This is a genomic window from Pseudomonas sp. fls2-241-R2A-110, assembly GCF_030209165.1.
GTDB lineage: Bacteria > Pseudomonadota > Gammaproteobacteria > Pseudomonadales > Pseudomonadaceae > Aquipseudomonas.
In genome coordinates this window covers 31,425-48,760 of record NZ_JARVSN010000027.1, presented here as the reverse complement: position 1 = coordinate 48,760, position 17,336 = coordinate 31,425, and the positions used below count along the sequence as shown (strand labels likewise).

15 protein-coding genes are annotated in these 17,336 nt (G+C 60.5%); 8 read left to right on the top strand and 7 right to left on the bottom strand.

All coding sequences use genetic code 11. The annotated features are described in order from the left end of the window. The first annotated feature begins 182 nt into the window (after positions 1-182). Positions 183-1,496, top strand: a complete 1,314-nt coding sequence (locus QRN31_RS22440) for a leucine-rich repeat-containing protein kinase family protein (protein ID WP_285434637.1) — start codon at positions 183-185, stop codon at positions 1,494-1,496. A 146-nt stretch (positions 1,497-1,642) separates the two neighbouring features. On the opposite strand, the gene QRN31_RS22435 is transcribed toward QRN31_RS22440, so the two are convergent. Further along, entirely contained in the window at positions 1,643-2,350 is a 708-nt protein-coding gene (locus QRN31_RS22435; protein ID WP_090185851.1) for a YebC/PmpR family DNA-binding transcriptional regulator, read from the bottom strand. Between the two features lie 231 nt (positions 2,351-2,581). On the opposite strand from QRN31_RS22435, the gene QRN31_RS22430 reads away from it, so the two are divergent. Beyond that, a complete protein-coding gene (locus tag QRN31_RS22430; protein WP_285434636.1) occupies positions 2,582-3,898 on the top strand; it encodes a type VI secretion system Vgr family protein in 1,317 nt (438 codons plus the stop codon). Positions 3,899-3,904: 6 nt separating this feature from the next. On the opposite strand, the gene QRN31_RS22425 is transcribed toward QRN31_RS22430, so the two are convergent. Further along, positions 3,905-5,296 (bottom strand): FAD-dependent oxidoreductase, encoded by a 1,392-nt coding sequence (locus tag QRN31_RS22425; protein WP_285434634.1) that lies wholly within the window; start codon positions 5,294-5,296, stop codon positions 3,905-3,907. Positions 5,297-5,307: 11 nt separating this feature from the next. Then, positions 5,308-6,633 carry an MFS transporter gene (locus QRN31_RS22420; RefSeq protein WP_285434633.1) on the bottom strand — a complete coding sequence of 442 codons (1,326 nt, stop codon included), beginning with the start codon at positions 6,631-6,633 and terminating at the stop codon, positions 5,308-5,310. A 266-nt stretch (positions 6,634-6,899) separates the two neighbouring features. On the opposite strand from QRN31_RS22420, the gene QRN31_RS22415 reads away from it, so the two are divergent. Further along, entirely contained in the window at positions 6,900-7,775 is an 876-nt protein-coding gene (locus QRN31_RS22415) for a LysR family transcriptional regulator (protein WP_285434631.1), read from the top strand. A gap of 122 nt (positions 7,776-7,897) precedes the next feature. On the opposite strand, the gene QRN31_RS22410 is transcribed toward QRN31_RS22415, so the two are convergent. Continuing rightward, positions 7,898-8,758: a LysR substrate-binding domain-containing protein gene (locus tag QRN31_RS22410; RefSeq protein ID WP_285434630.1), complete on the bottom strand. Its 861-nt coding sequence runs from the start codon at positions 8,756-8,758 to the stop codon at positions 7,898-7,900. A gap of 115 nt (positions 8,759-8,873) precedes the next feature. On the opposite strand from QRN31_RS22410, the gene QRN31_RS22405 reads away from it, so the two are divergent. From QRN31_RS22405 to QRN31_RS22395, 3 genes are all read left to right on the top strand, one after another. Beyond that, positions 8,874-9,983: a 2-aminoethylphosphonate--pyruvate transaminase gene (locus tag QRN31_RS22405; RefSeq protein ID WP_285434629.1), complete on the top strand. Its 1,110-nt coding sequence runs from the start codon at positions 8,874-8,876 to the stop codon at positions 9,981-9,983. 144 nt (positions 9,984-10,127) lie between these two features. Next, positions 10,128-10,955 (top strand): phosphonoacetaldehyde hydrolase, encoded by an 828-nt coding sequence (phnX, locus tag QRN31_RS22400; RefSeq protein ID WP_285434627.1) that lies wholly within the window; start codon positions 10,128-10,130, stop codon positions 10,953-10,955. Positions 10,956-11,141: 186 nt separating this feature from the next. Next, entirely contained in the window at positions 11,142-11,690 is a 549-nt protein-coding gene (locus QRN31_RS22395; RefSeq protein ID WP_222587678.1) for a cytochrome b, read from the top strand. Positions 11,691-11,698: 8 nt separating this feature from the next. On the opposite strand, the gene QRN31_RS22390 is transcribed toward QRN31_RS22395, so the two are convergent. Next, positions 11,699-12,616, bottom strand: a complete 918-nt coding sequence (locus QRN31_RS22390) for a 1-aminocyclopropane-1-carboxylate deaminase/D-cysteine desulfhydrase (RefSeq protein ID WP_285434626.1) — start codon at positions 12,614-12,616, stop codon at positions 11,699-11,701. Between the two features lie 96 nt (positions 12,617-12,712). Next, positions 12,713-14,752, bottom strand: coding sequence for an oxidoreductase (locus QRN31_RS22385; RefSeq protein WP_285434625.1), 2,040 nt, complete (start codon positions 14,750-14,752; stop codon positions 12,713-12,715). Between the two features lie 210 nt (positions 14,753-14,962). On the opposite strand from QRN31_RS22385, the gene QRN31_RS22380 reads away from it, so the two are divergent. Together QRN31_RS22380 and QRN31_RS22375 are read left to right on the top strand one after the other, a co-directional pair. Further along, a complete protein-coding gene (locus QRN31_RS22380; protein ID WP_285434623.1) occupies positions 14,963-16,093 on the top strand; it encodes a carbon-nitrogen hydrolase family protein in 1,131 nt (376 codons plus the stop codon). A gap of 3 nt (positions 16,094-16,096) precedes the next feature. Continuing rightward, the gene (locus QRN31_RS22375; RefSeq protein WP_285434621.1) at positions 16,097-17,137 is read left to right on the top strand and encodes an AraC family transcriptional regulator; all 1,041 of its coding nucleotides are present in this window, start codon (positions 16,097-16,099) and stop codon (positions 17,135-17,137) included. Positions 17,138-17,140: 3 nt separating this feature from the next. Here the strand turns inward: QRN31_RS22375 and QRN31_RS22370 are convergent, their stop codons facing one another. After that, positions 17,141-17,290 carry a hypothetical protein gene (locus QRN31_RS22370; RefSeq protein WP_222587683.1) on the bottom strand — a complete coding sequence of 50 codons (150 nt, stop codon included), beginning with the start codon at positions 17,288-17,290 and terminating at the stop codon, positions 17,141-17,143. Between the last annotated feature and the right edge of the window lie 46 nt (positions 17,291-17,336).

Sequence of the window (17,336 nt, the reverse complement as noted above, 5' to 3'; positions counted from 1 at the left end):
TTTGTGCTGCCGCCCCCGGCCCCTTCGCGAGCAGGCTCGCTCCCACCCCAGGTCGGCGCCAGCCAAGGCAACGCGGTCAACTGTGGGAGCGAGCCTGCTCGCGATAGCGGCCTCACAGGCCGAACGGATTTACCGGTATCATGCCGCCCGCGCCCTTTCCTCGATCAATAGCGAACCCGCCCATGGATACCCTCGCCCAACTGCGCGCCGGTCAACTGACAGGCATCACCCGTCTGGATCTGGCCTGCGGCCTGACTGAATTTCCACGAGAAATCTTCGACCTCGCCGACTCGCTGGAAGTGCTCAACCTCAGCGGCAACGCGTTGAGCAGCCTGCCCGACGACCTGCATCGCCTGACCCGTTTGCGTGTGCTGTTTTGTTCGGACAACCTGTTCACCGAACTGCCCGCCTGCATCGGTCAATGCGCCGCGCTGACGATGATCGGTTTCAAGGCCAATGCGATTGAAAAGGTGCCCGCCGAAGCGCTGCCGCCATTGCTGCGCTGGCTGATCCTGACCGATAACCACATCGGCGAGCTGCCCGATGAGCTGGGCGATCGGCCGTACCTGCAAAAACTCATGCTCGCCGGCAATCGCTTGCAGCGCCTGCCCGAGCGCCTGAGCCAGTGCCATCGACTCGAGCTGATTCGCATCGCCGCCAACCAGCTGACTGAGCTTCCCGAGTGGTTGCTGACCCTGCCAAGCCTGACCTGGCTGGCTTATGCCGGTAATCCGCTGGAAACCGAAGCGGATGTCGCGGCGCTCGATGCCACGACGAGCATTGCATGGACCGAGTTGCGCCTGGAACAGCAACTGGGCGAAGGCGCTTCAGGGGTGATTCATCGCGCTACATGGGCACGGCCAGGCCAAGCGGCCACTCCCGTCGCGGTGAAACTCTACAAAGGCGAAATGACCAGTGATGGCTCGCCCCTGCACGAAATGAACGCCTGCATCACGGCCGGTCTTCATCCCAACCTGATCCGGGTCGAAGGCCGCATCGTTGATCATCCCGAGCAGCAAGCCGGGCTGGTGATGCAACTGATCGATCCGAGTTACCGAAACCTGGCTGCGCTGCCGAGCCTGGCATCCTGTACCCGTGACGTGTACACCGAAGACACCCGTTTCAGTGCCGATGTCGCGTTGCGCATGGCCCGCGGCATCGCCTCGGTGGCCGAGCATTTACACGACCAAGGCATCACCCACGGCGATCTCTACGGCCACAATATTCTGTGGAACGAGCACGGGGATTGCCTGCTGGGGGACTTTGGTGCGGCGTCGTTTCATGCGACCTCCGACAGCCTGGAAAGCCGTGCGCTGCAACGGATCGAAGTGCGGGCATTCGGGGTGTTGCTGGGGGAATTGCTGGAGCGGATCGACTCAGGTTTGAGCGATGCAGAACGTGGCCGACTGGAAGCGTTGGAGCAGCGTTGCTGTCAGCCGGATGTGCTGGCGCGGCCTGGATTTAGTGAGATTGTGGGATTACTTGATATTCAGTGACCGCTGCGCGGTCAATCGCGGGCGAGCCCGCTCCTACAGGGTTTTGTGTCGTTCACCTATTTTGTGATCGACACAAACCCCCTGTGGGAGTGGGCTTGCCCGCGAAGACGGCCTGTCAGCTGACAAAACCGTCAACGCTGGAATACTTAACCCGCCAAACCCACAAACATGTCCTGCACATCGTCATGGTTATCGAGGCCTTCCAGGAACGCCTCGACTTCAGCCATCTGCTCGTCGCTCAAACCGCTGACCGGGTTTTTCGGCTGGTAGCCCAACTTGGCCGACAATACTGTGAAGCCTTGCTCTGGCAGGGCTTTCTGAACCGCGTCCAGGTCTGCTGGCTCGGTCAGGAACAGGGTCGTGCCCTCTTCTTCACCGGGCTCGAAATCCTGGGCACCGGCTTCAATCGCGGCCATTTCCGGATCGGCATCAGGGCTGTCCGGGGACGCTTCGATCATGCCCACATGGTTGAAATCCCACGACACCGAACCGGAAGCACCCAGTTGGCCCTTGCGGAACGCTACGCGGATTTCAGCCACGGTGCGGTTGATGTTGTCAGTCACGCATTCAACGATCAGTGGCACCTGATGCGGTGCGAAGCCTTCATACGTCACGCGATGGTACTGCACGGTTTCGCCCAACAGGCCCGCGCCTTTCTTGATCGCGCGATCCAGGGTTTCCTTGGGCATCGAGGCTTTCTTGGCCTGCTCGACCACCAGGCGCAGGTGAGCGTTGGTGGCAGTATCGGCACCGTTACGCGCAGCAATGGTGATTTCTTTCACCAGTTTGCCGAAGATCTTGCCCTTGGCGTTAGATGCCGCTTCTTTGTGTTTAACCTTCCACTGTGCGCCCATTACTCACTCTCTTGATCTGTGGCGCCGAGACATCTATTGGCCGACGCATGGCGCAAGTTTATACGGCCTAAAGAAGGCAATCGACCAAAAAATCCACCTGTTCACGCCCATGACGTATCGACATCTTCACCACTGCTTGTAGGGCAATTCCGAAAAGGCGATTTACGCTGACCATTCATGGCCGTGGTTTCGTACCCTCTGCTCCCATATCCCATGGCAGAAGCGTGTTCGATGCACAACGACAAGGAAAGTCCCTACACCCTGGCACTCCTGAACGACGGTTTGAATGTGCAGGTGTCGCAGTTCAGTGGCCGTGAAAGCCTCAACCAGCCTTATCGTTTCGACATCGAAGTGATCGGTCTGACGCCAACGATAAAACTCGAGCAGTTGCTGCACCAGCCCGCGTTCCTGAGCCTGGACGGCGAAACCGGCATTCACGGCCTGCTGCACAGTGCCCGTCGCGAACATCGTGGCCCGCATGGGATCGGCTACAACCTGGTGCTGGCACCGCGCCTTCAACACCTGGACGGACAACCTCATCGGCGGGTGTTTCATCAGCTCAGCGTGCCCGACATCCTGCGTCAGTTGCTCGCAGAAAACGCGTTACCCGCCGACAGCTACCGCTTTGAACTGCCGAGCCCGCGCTACCCCGTCCGACCATTCTGCATTCAGTTCGAGGAGAGCGACCTGGCATTCCTGCAACGCCTCTGCGAGGAAGAAGGCATCCATTTTCACTTCGAACATCAGCGCACCGGCCATGTGCTGGTGCTGGCGGACGACAGCCTGAGCTTTCCCCAGGTGCCGAAGTTGATGCCGTTTCACGACGAGACGGCCGATTCAGCTAACGGCCCGGTGATCCGCGAATTGTTCCAGCGTCACGCCTCGCCAACGCTGGGCGCTCACGCGGTCGCGTCATGCCTCGACCGTGCCCAGGTCAGTCGCCGAATCCTCGAACGCCTGCGCAGCAAGCATCGACAGATAGAAGGTCAGAGCAACCACCGTGATCTGCGCAGTGGGTGCATCGTGCAAGTGTCGGAACATCCCATCACGAACTTCAACGATCAATGGCTGCTGACCGACATTCAGCATCAGTGCCAGCAGCCGTCGATTCTCACCGAGGCCACACCCGACGAGGTCTGGCACTACAGCAATCAGTTCAGTGCCATTCCCTGGTCGACAGCGTTCCGGCCCGCGTTGACACAGGCTCGCCCCCTCATTGCCGGTTTGCAGCCGGCGCGCGTACTGGGCCTGGTCGGACAACCGGCGGTGCTGGATGATCAAGGGCGGATACACATCGCGTTGTGGCCAACGCCGCTGGACGATGAATCCGCTGGTTTGTGGATACCCCTGGCCCTGGCAACGCCGGACGGGCGTATTGACCCGTCCAGGCTGCCACTTGCCGGCACCGAGGTGCTTATCAGCTTTCTCGACAGCGACCCGGACCGTCCAGTGCTGTGTGCCACCGCAGCCAACCCGCCAACGCCTCGAAGCGCTTACACGCCACGCAGCGATGGTCGCTTGCTGCTTGATTGGCTAGTCAATCGATAGACGCGCTCAACCCTTGTCAGCCTTGCCCGCCGCCGCTGCGAATTTGGCCAGGCGCACGTCCAGATGCCGTGGCCGGCGCCCGTGATCCTCGGCGCGCTCCTTGCGGCGGATGGCGTTGCGCACCATCAAGGAGCCGAGGTAACGAATCGGCTCCGACGGGAAAAACCCCAAGGGGCCATTCACCAGGGGTGAACGGGTCCAGACGTTGTCCAGCCCCTGAACCATCGAGGCCAGAATCTGCCCGCCCATATGGCATGGCCCGACACCGCTGCCGGAATAACCGAAACCGTAAAACACATTACCGCAGGCGCTCATCTGGCCGAAAAACGGCAAACCGGTGACCGAGCGATCCGAAGGACCGTTCCAGGTGGCCTCGACCTTGACTTGGGCGAACGCCGGAAAAAACTCGCTCAGGCTGTACTGCAACAAGCCGGCATAAGGCGAAGGTTGATCGAACACCGGCAACATCCGCCCGCCGTAGGCAAAGGTGTTGCCACCCTTGCCGAGCATGATTCGACCGTCCGGGGTGTTGTGGTAGTAGTGCACGAATATCCGCGAATCGAGCACCGTGACACCGCTGGTCAAACCGATGTCGTTGAGCAGATCGGGTCGCGGTTCGGTGATCAGCATGTCGCTGGAAACGATCGCCACGCTGCGTTCGAACTGTGGAAACGCACGGGCCATCCAGGCGTTCATCGCCAGCACCACACGGTCGGCGCGGATGTTGCCGCCGGGGGTTTTAACCCCGGCAGGCTTGCCCTCCTCCAATCCGGTCATCGCAGTGTGCTCGTGAATTCGCACGCCCAGTTGCAAGGCGACCCGGCGCAAACCGCGCACCAGTTTGCCCGGCTGCACACTCGCGGCGGCCGGTGAAAACCAGCCTTCCAGGTGTTTGCTGGAACCGGCCATGCGCTGCACGTCGGCGACCGGTCGCTGGGTGAAAGAATTGATGCCGTTGCGCTCCAATGCAGCAATCACTGCATCGGTCGAACCGCATTGAGCGCGGTTGGTCGCGGTGTAGAGCGTGCCGTCGAGGCGGTAGTCGGCCTCGACGCCGTACTGTTCGCAGAAGGCGCCGATTGCATAAATGCTACGCTCCGATTCCTTGACCAGGCGCACGGCTTCCTCGACACCAAACAACCTTTCCAGCGTGAAAAACTTGGCTGACCACGACAGTGCGCAACCACCGTTGCGGCCGCTCGCGCCGGCACCGCAGATGTCGGCCTCGATGAGCAGCACATCCAGTTCGGGGTTCTGCTCCTTGAGCATGATCGCCGTCCATAACCCGGTGTAACCACCGCCGACGATGCACACATCGGCGCGGGTATCGCCCGACAAAGGTTCGCACGGCGCGCAGGTCTCGGCCTCCAGCGCCTGTTCCAGCCAGAAAGGTCTCATCGGTTTTTTCCTCAGGTACGCAGGGGTTTTACAGGCATCGCCTGGTTGGGCACAAAGGCGCTGTCGGTACGCAGGCCAGCCGGACGGCTGTTCCAGTGCGGGATCAGGACCAGGGCGGAGAACATTGCGCAGCCGGCGAAGACGATGAACACCGTGACCGAGTCGAAATAGCCTGGCAGCAAGCCACCGAGAATCGCCCCGACCGAACCGCAACCGTTAACGAACCCGGCCGCCGTGGCGCCCGCCTTGGCAGTGCCGAAATCAATCGCCGCCGCGCCGCTGATCATCGAATCCGGTCCGTACAGCGTCAGGCCCATGACGAACAGCAGCGCTACCACCAGCATGACGCTGCCGGTGTGCAAGGCGCCCATGAACAGCGCCAAAGAAACGGTCAGCGCCAACAGGCTGAGCACGCAGGCCGGCATACGGCGGGCGCCGAACAGTTTGTCCGAGGCCAGGCCCAACAGGATCGGCCCCAACAGCCCGGCCAGTTCGAACGAGGTGGGGATAATCGCCGCACCGACCTTGCCCACCGAGGGCATCTGCTCGAAAACAATCACCGGCCCCCACAACAGAATCGCGTAACGCGCCGGCTTCAGCAGGAAGTACGCCAGGCCGAGTACCAGCACCGTGCGATTGCGCAGGATTTCCTTCAACGGTTCCAGAACGCTGATCTTGCTCAGGGCATAAGATTCTTCGGCCGTCAGTTCCGGTTCCGGCTCCACCGCCGGCAAGCCGACGTCTTGCGGTGTGTTGCGTTGAAAAATAAAAAACAGCACGGCGACCAGCCCAACCACCGCCGCACTGGAAAAGAACGCCGCGTGCCAGGTGCCGATGAGCGTGTACGCCCACCAACCGGCAAACGGCGAGGCCACCAGCCCGCCAAAGGCGTAGCAGGAGCTCCATAGCCCAAGCACCCTGCCACGCTGCTCGGCAGGGAAGAAACTGCCAATGTTTTTACACAGCCCCGACCAGCCGGTGGACTGGGCCAGGCCCTGGATCAACATGCAGGTGGCGAAAATCGGTAACGTCGCGAAACTGCCCATCACCAGGGCGGCCGCCGCAGAGATCAACAACCCGCCGAGAACCACGACCCGTGGGCCAAAGCGGTCGGCGAGAATGCCCCAGGTGAATTGCCCGATGGCGTATGCCGCCAGGTAGATGGCATCGAGGTTGGCCATGGCCATTTTGTCGAGCATGAAGGTGGGGTCTTCGGCGATCCCCAGTTTGGCCACGGAAAACGCTTTGCGAGTGAAATAGAACGCGGCGTAGGCGAGCCAGGTGATCGCGAAGATCTGCACGCGCCAACGCTTGATGGTGCCGATGGGATTGTTCATTGTGGTTCTGACCTCAGGTGTGAGTGTGCCGGCAGAATTGGAAGAAAACGCCTGTGTTTTTTATTGTTAAGCACTTCGATATCGCCGCTTCCGTGGGGCGATACCGGTCAGATGAGCCTGTTGATGCTCGCATGGGCTCATGGCCACCGATGCTGGTCGACTGACAAGTCACCGGGGCTGAGGCCGATAAAAACAATTACTGATTAATAAGTGAAATCGATTTATCGTATTTCCAATATAAGCTCAGCTTGTTACTGGAGGTTTCGATGTCGGTTTCTCACGCCCAGCTCAAAGCCTTCCACGCCGTGGCCGTCCACGGCAGCTTCACCAAAGCCGCCGAGCGGCTTTTTCTCACCCAACCGGCAATTTCCGATCAGGTGCGCAAACTCGAAGAGCGCTTTGGTGTGTTGCTGTTCCACCGCAATAAACGCTCGGTGCGCCTCACGGACCTGGGCGAGCGCTTGTTGGGCATTACTCAGCGGCTGTTCGTGATCGAGGCCGAGGCGCAGGAGCTCTTGCATGACTCCCGGGCCTTGCAGACGGGCAGCCTGATTCTCGCGGTGGATGCGCCGGTGCATGTGTTGCCGCAGATTGCGCGCTTCTGTGAGCGCTACCCCGGCATCAGCGTGAAGATCGAAACCGGCAACACCGATGAATCACTGTTTCGGCTGTTCAACTATCAAGCCGACCTGGCGTTGTTGGGCCGGGATGTCAGTGACGAACGATTGATTTCTCTACCGCTGCGCAACGACCCGATGGTGGCGTTCGTGTCGCGCAATCATCCGTGGGCGGATCGCGAGTCGATCTGCCTCGCCGACCTGGACGACACGCCGCTGGTGCTGCGGGAAATCGGCTCGGTCACGCGTCAAACCCTGGAAGAGGAAATGGCCCGGGCCGGGTTTCGGATTCGTCCGGCGATTGAGGTTGAGGGGCGGGAAGCGGCGCGTGAGGCGGTGGTCGTGGGGATTGGCGTTGGCGTGGTGTCGGCTGCCGAGTTTGGCGCGGATTCGCGGGTCTGCGCATTGCCCATTACCGATTGCACCCGGCGCCTGACCGAGACACTGGTGTGCTTGCGCGAGCAGAGTTCGCGACGGGTGGTGGCGACGTTTCTGGAGATGGTTCGCGAGAGTCTGCCCCAATGATCGTTCCCACGTCGAGGCGTCGAACCGTCCGCGTGGGAATGCCTCAATGGACGCTCTGCGTCCGCTTTGGGACGCGGAGCGTCCCGGGCTGCATTCCCACGCGGAGCGTGGGAACGATCAGGTCAGAGGCTTGGCGCCAAATCAAAAAACGCCCGGATCAATCGCAAATCCCGTCGCCGCTCCATGCACCCGATCATGTGCCGATTCACCAACCCCTCCCCCATGATCGGCACGGCCGCTACCCGTGGGTCGTGGCTGACTTCCACTGACGACACCACGCCAACGCCCAACTCGGCCGCCACCGCCTCGGTCACCGCTTCGCGGCTGTCCAGCTCCAGCAACACCCGTGGATGGACCGACGCCGTCGCGCACGCCTGATCAAATGTGCGCCGGGTGATGGAACTCGGCTCACGCAACACCATGATCACCTGATCCAGCGCCTTGAGCTTGACGCTGCTGGCGGTTGCCCAAGGATGACTGTCGGGTACCAACGCGCAAATTCGTGATTCGCTCAACGCTTGCAGATGCAATCCCTTGCGCGGCTCGACCTCGGTCAATACCGCCACGTCGGCATGCTCGGACAGCAACGCGGCCAAGGTTTCCTGGGCATTGCCCAAGCGCAGGTTCACCGTGATCCCCGGATACCGAGCACGCAGACTGGCCAGCATCGGCATGACCATGTGCGGGCCATCCGCCGCGACTTCCAGGCGCCCGGTCAGCAACTGCCGATTCGCTTCCAGCATCACCTGCGCCTCTTCGGCCAGGCCGAACATCGCCCGGGTGATCGCTGCCAGCTTGGTGCCCTCCTCCGTCAGCTCCACGCGCCGTGCGGTGCGGCGCAACAGGGTGATTTGGTAGTGCTCTTCCAATGCTTTTATGTGCCCGGTCACCGCTGGCTGGCTGATGAACAGGCGCTCGGCGGCGCGGGTGAAGCTGCCTTCGCGGGCCACGGCGTCGAAGGCGCGAAGCTGGAACAGGTTCATGAATAACTCTCACTGATGGCTGGCATAACAACAAACAATTTGATTGATAGCACGCCGAATTGCAATTTATGTCCCGTAGCTTCATCCCACAGAGAGCTTTTGCGAGGACACAAGAATGAGTATTGCCGAGCCAATCCTGCTCACCCCCGGCCCACTGACCACCTCCAGCCGCACCCGCCAGGCGATGATGGTCGACTGGGGTTCATGGGATGACCGCTTCAATCAACTGACCGCCAGCCTCTGCGAGCAACTGTTGGCAATCATCAACGGCGGCGACAGCCACCACTGCGTGCCCTTGCAAGGCAGCGGCACCTTCGCCGTCGAAGCGGCCATCGGCACCCTGGTGCCGCGTGACGGCAAAGTGCTGGTGCTGATCAATGGCGCCTACGGCAAACGCCTGGCGAAAATCTGCGAGGTGCTCGGCCGCTCGTTCAGCACCTTCGAAACCGCAGAAGACGAACCGACCACCGCCGCCGACGTCGACCGCCTGTTACACGCCGACGCCAGCATTACCCACGTCGCATTGATCCACTGCGAAACCAGCACCGGCATCCTCAATCCGCTGCCGCAAATCGCCGACGTCATCGCGCAACACGGCAAACGCCTGATCATCGACGCCATGAGCTCCTTTGGCGCCCTGCCGATCGACGCGCAACAGGTGCCGTTTGACGCATTGATCGCCGCTTCGGGCAAGTGCCTGGAAGGCGTCCCGGGCATGGGTTTCGTCTTCGCCCGCAAAGAAGCATTGGCCCGCGCTGCCGGCAACTCGCATTCATTGGCCATGGATCTTTTCGACCAGCACACCTACATGGCCAAGACCGGCCAATGGCGCTTCACCCCGCCAACCCACGTGGTCGCCGCGCTGCATGAGGCCCTGCTGCAATACAACGAAGAAGGCGGCTTGCCGGCACGGCATCAGCGCTACGCCAACAATTGTCAGGTGCTACTGGATGACATGGCCAAGCTGGGGCTGCGCAGTTTTCTGCCCGCCGAAATCCAGACGCCGATCATCGTTACTTTCCACGCGCCGAAAGACCCGCGCTACCAGTTCAAGGAATTCTACGAACGCGTCAAGGCCAAGGGTTTCATCCTTTACCCCGGCAAATTGACCCAGGTCGAAACCTTCCGCGTCGGTTGCATCGGTCACGTCAACGAGGCCGAGATGCACGCGGCCGTGGCCGCGGTGGCCGAAGTGCTGCGCGAGATGGAAGTACTGGAAATCTGAATCACACAACAATCCCTGTGGGAGCGAGCTTGCTCGCGATAGCGGTTTGACATTCTCCATTGATGTCGACTGACAAGGCCTCATCGCGAGCAAGCTCGCTCCCACAAAGAGCCGATTACTAGTTATTACAGGAATTTTCTCACCATGAACTACACCAACCCAACCAAACTCCAAGCCGCCATCCTCGACTGGGCCGGCACCGTGGTCGACTTCGGCTCGTTCGCCCCAACGCAGATTTTTGTCGAAGCGTTCGCCGAGTTCGACGTCCAGGTCTCCATCGAAGAAGCCCGCGGGCCGATGGGCATGGGCAAGTGGGACCACATTCGCACCCTGTGTGACCAGCCGGAAGTTGCCGAACGTTATCGCAAAGTGTTCGGGCGCACGCCGACCGACGACGATGTCACCGCCATCTACCAACGCTTCATGCCGCTGCAAATCGAGAAAATCGCCGAGCACTCGGCATTGATTCCCGGTGCGCTGGACACCATTGCCAAATTGCGTGAGCAAGGCATCAAGATTGGCTCCTGCTCCGGTTATCCAAAGCAGGTCATGGACAAAGTGGTCGATCTGGCGGCCACCAATGGTTACGTGGCCGACCACGTGGTCGCCACCGACGAAGTCCCCAACGGTCGCCCGTGGCCAGCCCAGGCCTTGGCCAACGTCATTGCGCTGGGCATCGATGATGTCGGCGCCTGCGTGAAGATCGATGACACCGTGCCAGGCATTCTCGAAGGTCGTCGCGCCGGCATGTGGACCGTTGCACTGATCTGCTCGGGCAATGCGCTGGGCCTGGACTATGAAGGCTATCGCGCCCTCGGCAGCGAGCAACTGGCCAGCGAGCGCAAGCGTATTCACGCGCTGTTCGAAGGTTCGCGGCCGCACTACATGATCGACACCATCACTGACTTGCCGCTGGTGATCGCCGACATCAACAAACGCCTGGCCAATGGCGAGATGCCACAAAGCAGCTAATTGCGCCGCCGGCATGAAAAAGCGCCAGTTCCCGAACGGAACTGGCGCTTTTTTTTGCTCTATCACTTGATCCAGGGCGTTGAAGGGCGAAATAGCCACAGGCAAAAGCTCTAAAGCGGATTACAGTTAAGGAACATCGTCGATCAAGAACGGTGGGCTTTTGACCAGACCTGTGAGGAACACCGTATGCCGTGGAAAAACTCGGAATCACGCTACAGCACTGTATCGATCACGCTGCATTGGTTGATGCTGGTTCTGCTGGCGCTGGTTTACGCCTGTATCGAATTTCGCGGGATCTTTCCCAAAGGCAGTGGCGGCCGAGCATTGATTACCGAATCGCACTTCATGCTGGGCCTGACGGTGTTCGTGCTGGTCTGGCTCAGACTATTCGCCCGCAGCCTGGGCCCTGCACCGCAGATCTTCCCGGCGTCCCCACACTGGCAAGTCACGCTCGCCAGGGTGATGCACTGGGCGTTGTACATTTTCATGATCGCGATGCCGATACTGGGATGGCTGGTGACCAGCGCCAAGGGGCAACAGGTGATGTTCTACGGTATCGACCTGCCGATGCTGATCCCGGAAGACAAGACGCTGGCCAAGCAAATCCAGGGTTGGCATGAACTGGGCGGCACCATCGGTTACTGGCTGATCGGCCTGCACGCGTTGGCGGGGATTTATCACCACTATGTCGTGGGCGATAACACGTTGCTGCGGATGATGCCCAAGCGCAGTTGAACTGCCACTCATTGAAACCCGCGGCGGCCTTGCAAGCCGCCGGTATGGATGAAGATCAGGCGCGTGCCCCTGGCGAATGTTCCCGCCTCGATTTGCTGCTTGAGCATCAAAAGCGCTTTACCGGTGTACAACGGTTCGAGCGGAAGGCCGCTGGCTTGTTCGGTCTGCTCGATGAAGTCGAGTAGCAGCGGATCGACCTTGGCAAAACCGCCCCGGCTGGCGTCGAACAGCTCGTAAGCCGAATGCTGCAAACCGGCCTCGTGGATGATTGATGCGACCTGTTGCGCGACCCCGTGATCGTCAGGCACCGCCAGCGCGCCGTACACCTTGCGTCTACCCGCCTCGGCCAGCACCAGGCCGGCCAGCGTCGTGCCCGTTCCGCAAGCCAGCCACCAGCCGTGGTAGTCGCTCCAGCCCAGTCCACTCAGTTGCTCACTGACCATTGCCCTCAATTGCACACAGCCCATCGCGCCCGGCAAACCGCCACCTCCTTCCGACACCGGGTACAGATCGGGATATTGCGCCTGCCACGGCTGCCAGAAACCCGCTTCGTGCCGCGCTCGATAACCGCCATAACCCAGCCAGTGCAACTCCATGCCGAACGCCTGCAAGTCTTTCACCGTCGGGGTTTCTTGTGGATGGCCGCGCAGCAGTCCCACCGTATTGAATCCAAAGCGCTTGCCCGCGGCCGCCAGCGCATGCAGATGATTGGAGTGGGCTCCGCCCAGGCTGATGATGCCTTTGGCCCCCATCCGGTCGGCGGCTTTGAGGTGTTCGATGAGTTTGAACCACTTGTTACCGCTGATCAGTGGGTCGATCAGGTCGAGACGCAGGATGGCGACTTCGATGCTGGCGGTGTTCAGCCAGTCGAAGTGCAGAGGTTGGAGCGGGGCCTGGGGTAGCCAGTCGTTGGGAGGGAGAAGCATCGATGCCGGCTCTGGGTAATGAGCCAGCATCTTAGCAGCCTAGAGAAGGCCATTGCGGGCAAGCCCGCGATGACCATTGGCACGCTGAACCTGCCGTTACAGTTCGGCAGCCAACCGCGAACCCTGATTGATCGCCCGTTTGGCATCCAGCTCCGCCGCCACGTCCGCGCCACCGATCAAATGCACATTCTGCCCCGCCGCTACCAGACCCTCCTGCAATTCACGCAACGGATCCTGTCCGGCGCAAATCACGATGTTATCCACCGCCAGCAGTTGCGGCTCGCCGGTTTCACCGATGCGGATGTGCAGGCCTTCGTCGTCGATCTTCAGGTATTCAACGCTATTGAGCATCTGCACCTGCTTGTTTTTCAAACCGGTACGGTGAATCCAGCCGGTGGTTTTACCGAGGCCGTCACCGACCTTGGATTTCTTGCGTTGCAGCAGGAACACGTCCCGCGCCGGAGCATGCGGTTCGGCCTTGATCCCCGCGACACCGCCGCGCGCTTCAAGATGCGTGTCGATGCCCCATTCTTTCCAGAACGCTTCGCGGTCCTGACTGGTGGACACGCCTTGATGCACCAGGAATTCCGACACGTCGAAACCGATACCGCCCGCGCCAATTACCGCCACCCGCTTGCCGACCGGTTTGCGCTGCAGAATCACGTCCAGGTAACTCAGCACCTTGGCGTTTTCGATGCCGGGAATGGCTGGAGTTCTAGGGGCGATGCCCGTGGCCAGAATGATCTCGTCGTAACCGCCTTCAACCAGTTTCGCCACGTCGACGCGGGTGTTCAGGCACACCTCGACATTCGTGGTCTGCAGCTTGCGGTTGAAGTAGCGCAGGGTTTCGAAGAACTCTTCCTTGCCCGGCACGCGTTTGGCGACGTTGAACTGGCCGCCGATTTCACTGGCCGAGTCAAACAGCGTCACCGAGTGCCCACGCTCAGCGGCCACGGTCGCAGCCGACAACCCGGCAGGACCCGCACCGACCACCGCGATTTTCTTAATGTGTTGCACCGGCAGATAATTGAGCTCGGTTTCATGGCAAGCGCGCGGGTTGACCAGGCAACTGGTCAACTTGCCGCCGAAGGTGTGATCCAGGCACGCCTGATTGCAGCCGATGCAGGTGTTGATTTCATCGCCACGGCCAGCGGCAGCCTTGTTGACGAAATCCGGGTCGGCGAGGAACGGACGCGCCATGGAGACCATGTCGGCATCGCCTTCAGCCAGAATCTGTTCAGCCACTTCCGGGGTGTTGATGCGGTTGGTGGTAATCAGGGGAATGTTCACCGAACCGCGCAGCTTGGCCGTGACTTTACTGAACGCCGCACGCGGGACTTTGGTGGCGATGGTCGGAATCCGCGCTTCATGCCAGCCAATGCCGGTATTGATGATCGTCGCACCGGCCTGTTCGATGGCTTTGGCCAACGTCACGATTTCTTCCCAGGAGCTACCGCCTTCCACCAGGTCGAGCATCGACAAGCGGAAGATAATGATGAAGTTGGGGCCAACGGCTTCGCGCACACGACGCACGATTTCCACCGGCAGGCGCATACGGTTTTCGTAGCTGCCACCCCAACGGTCGGTGCGGTGGTTGGTGTGGGCGGCGAGAAACTGGTTAATGAAATAACCTTCGGAGCCCATGATCTCGACGCCGTCGTACTCGGCTTTTTGCGCCAGGGTCGAACAGGTGACGAAATCGCTGATTTGCTTCTCGATGCCTTCCTCGTCCAGTTCTTTGGGCTTGAACGGGTTGATCGGAGCTTGAATGGCGCTCGGCGCAACCTGTTTCGGGCTGTAGGCGTAACGGCCGGCATGGAGAATCTGCATGCAGATCTTGCCGCCGGCCTCGTGCACCGCGCGGGTCACGATCTGGTGCTTGAGCGCTTCTTCCTCAGTGGTCAGCTTGGCCGCGCCGGAATAGACGCCGCCCTCATCGTTCGGGCCGATACCGCCGGTCACCATCAGGCCAACGCCGCCACGTGCACGTTCGGCGAAGTAGGCTGCCATGCGCTCGAAACCGCCGGGCTTCTCCTCAAGACCGGTGTGCATCGAGCCCATCAGGGTGCGGTTGCGCAGCGTGGTAAAACCCAGGTCCAGCGGGGCCAACAGGTGCGGGTAGTGAGCGGCGGCCATTCGGTAACTCCACATCGAGCGATCACGGGAAAAATGCAGGAGCTCTTTGGCTCCTGTCAGTCATGGTGGACAGACTAAGAGTCGCGTCCCTGTCACTCAATGACCGAAACTTACAACTTATTGATCCAAATGCGCAGCGCCCCTTGGCAAGCACCGGCATGCGCCCTACCCTAGTCGCGAACCCTGCACCCGGTCGTTGATTGTTTTCCCATGCGCAAACTTTTGTACCTGACGTTCTCCATGGCCCTGATCGCCGTCCTCACGACCTACGCCATGTGGGCTGCGGACCGTCCGGTGGGTCATTATCTGTCGGACCTGCGCATCAATCTGGCGATCGATCAAGGCACGCCTGCCGATCGCGGCAATCTGCTGGGCATCCAGCCCGAGCTGTTCCCCACCGACTATCAAAGCCCCGAGCGCCTGCACCGCAAGCTGGCGGCCTATTTGCAGAAAGCTCAGGAACAGGGCCTGTTGAATGAGAAGACCATCGTCGTGCTGCCCGAGCATGTCGGCACCTGGTTGATGATCAGCGGCGAAAAAGATGAGCTGTACCAGGCCAGCACACTCAAGGAAGCCATGAATTGGCTGGCAGTGAGCAATCCCGTGCAGTTCGTGCGTGCGCTGATCAGCGCCAAAAGCGAAAGTCGTATCGATGATGCTCACTTGCGGATGAAGGCCAAAGGCATGGCCAAGGATTACCAGGCGCTGTTTGGTGGCCTGGCGAAAGAATTCCACATAACGCTGGTGGCCGGCACCATCGTATTGCCCGAGCCAAGCATTATTGACGGTAGGCTGAAAATCGGCCGCGGCGCGTTGTACAACAGCAGCGTGGTGTTCGGGTGCGACGGGCTGCCGATCGGCCAGCCGCAGCGCCAGATGCATCCGGTCTTCGATAAAACCGAGATCCTCGGCGCCAATGAAGACCATACCCTCAATGTTATTGACACCCCGGCCGGACGCCTGGGCGTATTAATAGGCAGCGACAGCTGGTATCCGGACAATTACCGCAAGCTTGACGACCAGGGCGCGAAGTTCGTCGCCGTTCCGGCGTTTGTGGTCGGGCGCGGCACCTGGGACAAACCCTGGAACGGATACAAGGGATTGTCCACGCCAGGCTCCGTCAGCCTCAAACCTGGCGAGATCAGCGAAGGCCAGGCCTGGCACCGCCTGACACTGACGTCACAACCACCGAGTAGCCAGGCGGTGGCGGGCATGAGCGTATTTCTTCGTGGCCAGTTCTGGGACCAGGGCAGCGCTGGTCAAAGCTTTCTCAGCAACAACGGGCAACAGTTCGCCGACGGTAACGCACGTGGCGCGCGGTTGCTGAACCTCTGGTTGTAAATCATGAAACCACTGCCAATGCGCCTCGGGGATCTGTCGGTAGGCTTTGTTCATAGCCTGGCCGACGCTGTGCGCAGCCATGGAGCAGACCCTCAGCCATTGCTTGACCAATACGGCCTGGATACCGCGCGGCTGGCCGAGGCTGGTGCGCGGCTGTCGATCCCGCGCTACATGCGCCTTGGCCACAGCGCCATTCAACTGACCAACGACCCGGCGCTGGGTTTGCGCATGGGCCAGCTCAGTCGCCTGAGCCAGGCTGGCCTTGCCGGAATCACTGCGGCGCAGGCTCCGACCGTGCGTGAAGCGGCACGCTGCCTGATTCGCTTCGAGGCGCTGTACGGCTCCAACTATCGGGGGCAATCGAGCTTTCTCGAAGACGCTCAAGGTGCGTGGCTGCGGTTCTACTCAATCAGTCCTTATAACGCCTACAACCGCTTTGTCGTCGACTCGATCATCGCCGGCTGGTTGCAGCAATTGTCAGCCCTGACCGCCGACCCCCTTCATGCCGAGCGGATCGACATTGAATTCAGTGAACCGGACTACCGTGAAGCTTATGCGGTGCTGGGGGATTGCCCGATCCAGTTCGATGCCGAACACAATCAATTGCGCCTGAGCCTGGCCAGTCTCGCCCAGCGCAACCCGCAGCACTGCCCGAGTACCTGGCGCCACTTGCTGCAGCTGTGTGAACGGGAACTGGAGCAACTGACACGCACCCGCAGCCTGCGTGAACGCATCACTCAGTTGCTGGGGCCATTGCTCAATGGTGGTCGGGAACCCGACCTGGAAGAAGTGGCGGCACGCTTGAAACTGCCGACCTGGACCTTGCGACGCAAACTCGCCGAGGAAGGCACGCAATTCCGCGCCATTCTCAATGACACGCGTCGCGACCTGGCCATGACCTATATCCGCGACACCGAACTGGCGTTCGGTGAAATCGCCTACCTGCTGGGATTTGCCTCAGCCGAAGCCTTCCAGCGGGCTTTCAAACGCTGGAATGGCCAGACACCCGGCGAGTTTCGCCGCAGTCATCGCCAAACCGCGTAACGCTTACAACTCTGTAGCGTCTTCCGCAGGCTCCAACGGATCCAGTTCAAACGCCTGATACTCGAGCAACTCTTCTTGATAGTCATCCATTGCTAAATCCCCCACATCACTCGTTAAAAAAATGCCTGAATAAATGACCAGCGCCTTGAGCATAAAGTGCCCAAGTGAAAGAAAAATGACGCAGGCACGCCGACCAGCG

Coding starts and splice junctions, on each gene's coding strand:
- QRN31_RS22425 (WP_285434634.1), bottom strand. CDS start 5,296: ATGAGACCTTTCTGGCTGGAACAGGCGCTGGAGGCCGAGACCTGCGCG.
- QRN31_RS22390 (WP_285434626.1), bottom strand. CDS start 12,616: ATGCTTCTCCCTCCCAACGACTGGCTACCCCAGGCCCCGCTCCAACCT.
- QRN31_RS22435 (WP_090185851.1), bottom strand. CDS start 2,350: ATGGGCGCACAGTGGAAGGTTAAACACAAAGAAGCGGCATCTAACGCC.
- QRN31_RS22440 (WP_285434637.1), top strand. CDS start 183: ATGGATACCCTCGCCCAACTGCGCGCCGGTCAACTGACAGGCATCACC.
- QRN31_RS22405 (WP_285434629.1), top strand. CDS start 8,874: ATGAGTATTGCCGAGCCAATCCTGCTCACCCCCGGCCCACTGACCACC.
- QRN31_RS22380 (WP_285434623.1), top strand. CDS start 14,963: ATGCGCAAACTTTTGTACCTGACGTTCTCCATGGCCCTGATCGCCGTC.
- QRN31_RS22415 (WP_285434631.1), top strand. CDS start 6,900: ATGTCGGTTTCTCACGCCCAGCTCAAAGCCTTCCACGCCGTGGCCGTC.
- QRN31_RS22370 (WP_222587683.1), bottom strand. CDS start 17,290: ATGCTCAAGGCGCTGGTCATTTATTCAGGCATTTTTTTAACGAGTGAT.
- QRN31_RS22385 (WP_285434625.1), bottom strand. CDS start 14,752: ATGGCCGCCGCTCACTACCCGCACCTGTTGGCCCCGCTGGACCTGGGT.
- QRN31_RS22410 (WP_285434630.1), bottom strand. CDS start 8,758: ATGAACCTGTTCCAGCTTCGCGCCTTCGACGCCGTGGCCCGCGAAGGC.
- phnX (WP_285434627.1), top strand. CDS start 10,128: ATGAACTACACCAACCCAACCAAACTCCAAGCCGCCATCCTCGACTGG.
- QRN31_RS22420 (WP_285434633.1), bottom strand. CDS start 6,633: ATGAACAATCCCATCGGCACCATCAAGCGTTGGCGCGTGCAGATCTTC.
- QRN31_RS22430 (WP_285434636.1), top strand. CDS start 2,582: ATGCACAACGACAAGGAAAGTCCCTACACCCTGGCACTCCTGAACGAC.
- QRN31_RS22375 (WP_285434621.1), top strand. CDS start 16,097: ATGAAACCACTGCCAATGCGCCTCGGGGATCTGTCGGTAGGCTTTGTT.
- QRN31_RS22395 (WP_222587678.1), top strand. CDS start 11,142: ATGCCGTGGAAAAACTCGGAATCACGCTACAGCACTGTATCGATCACG.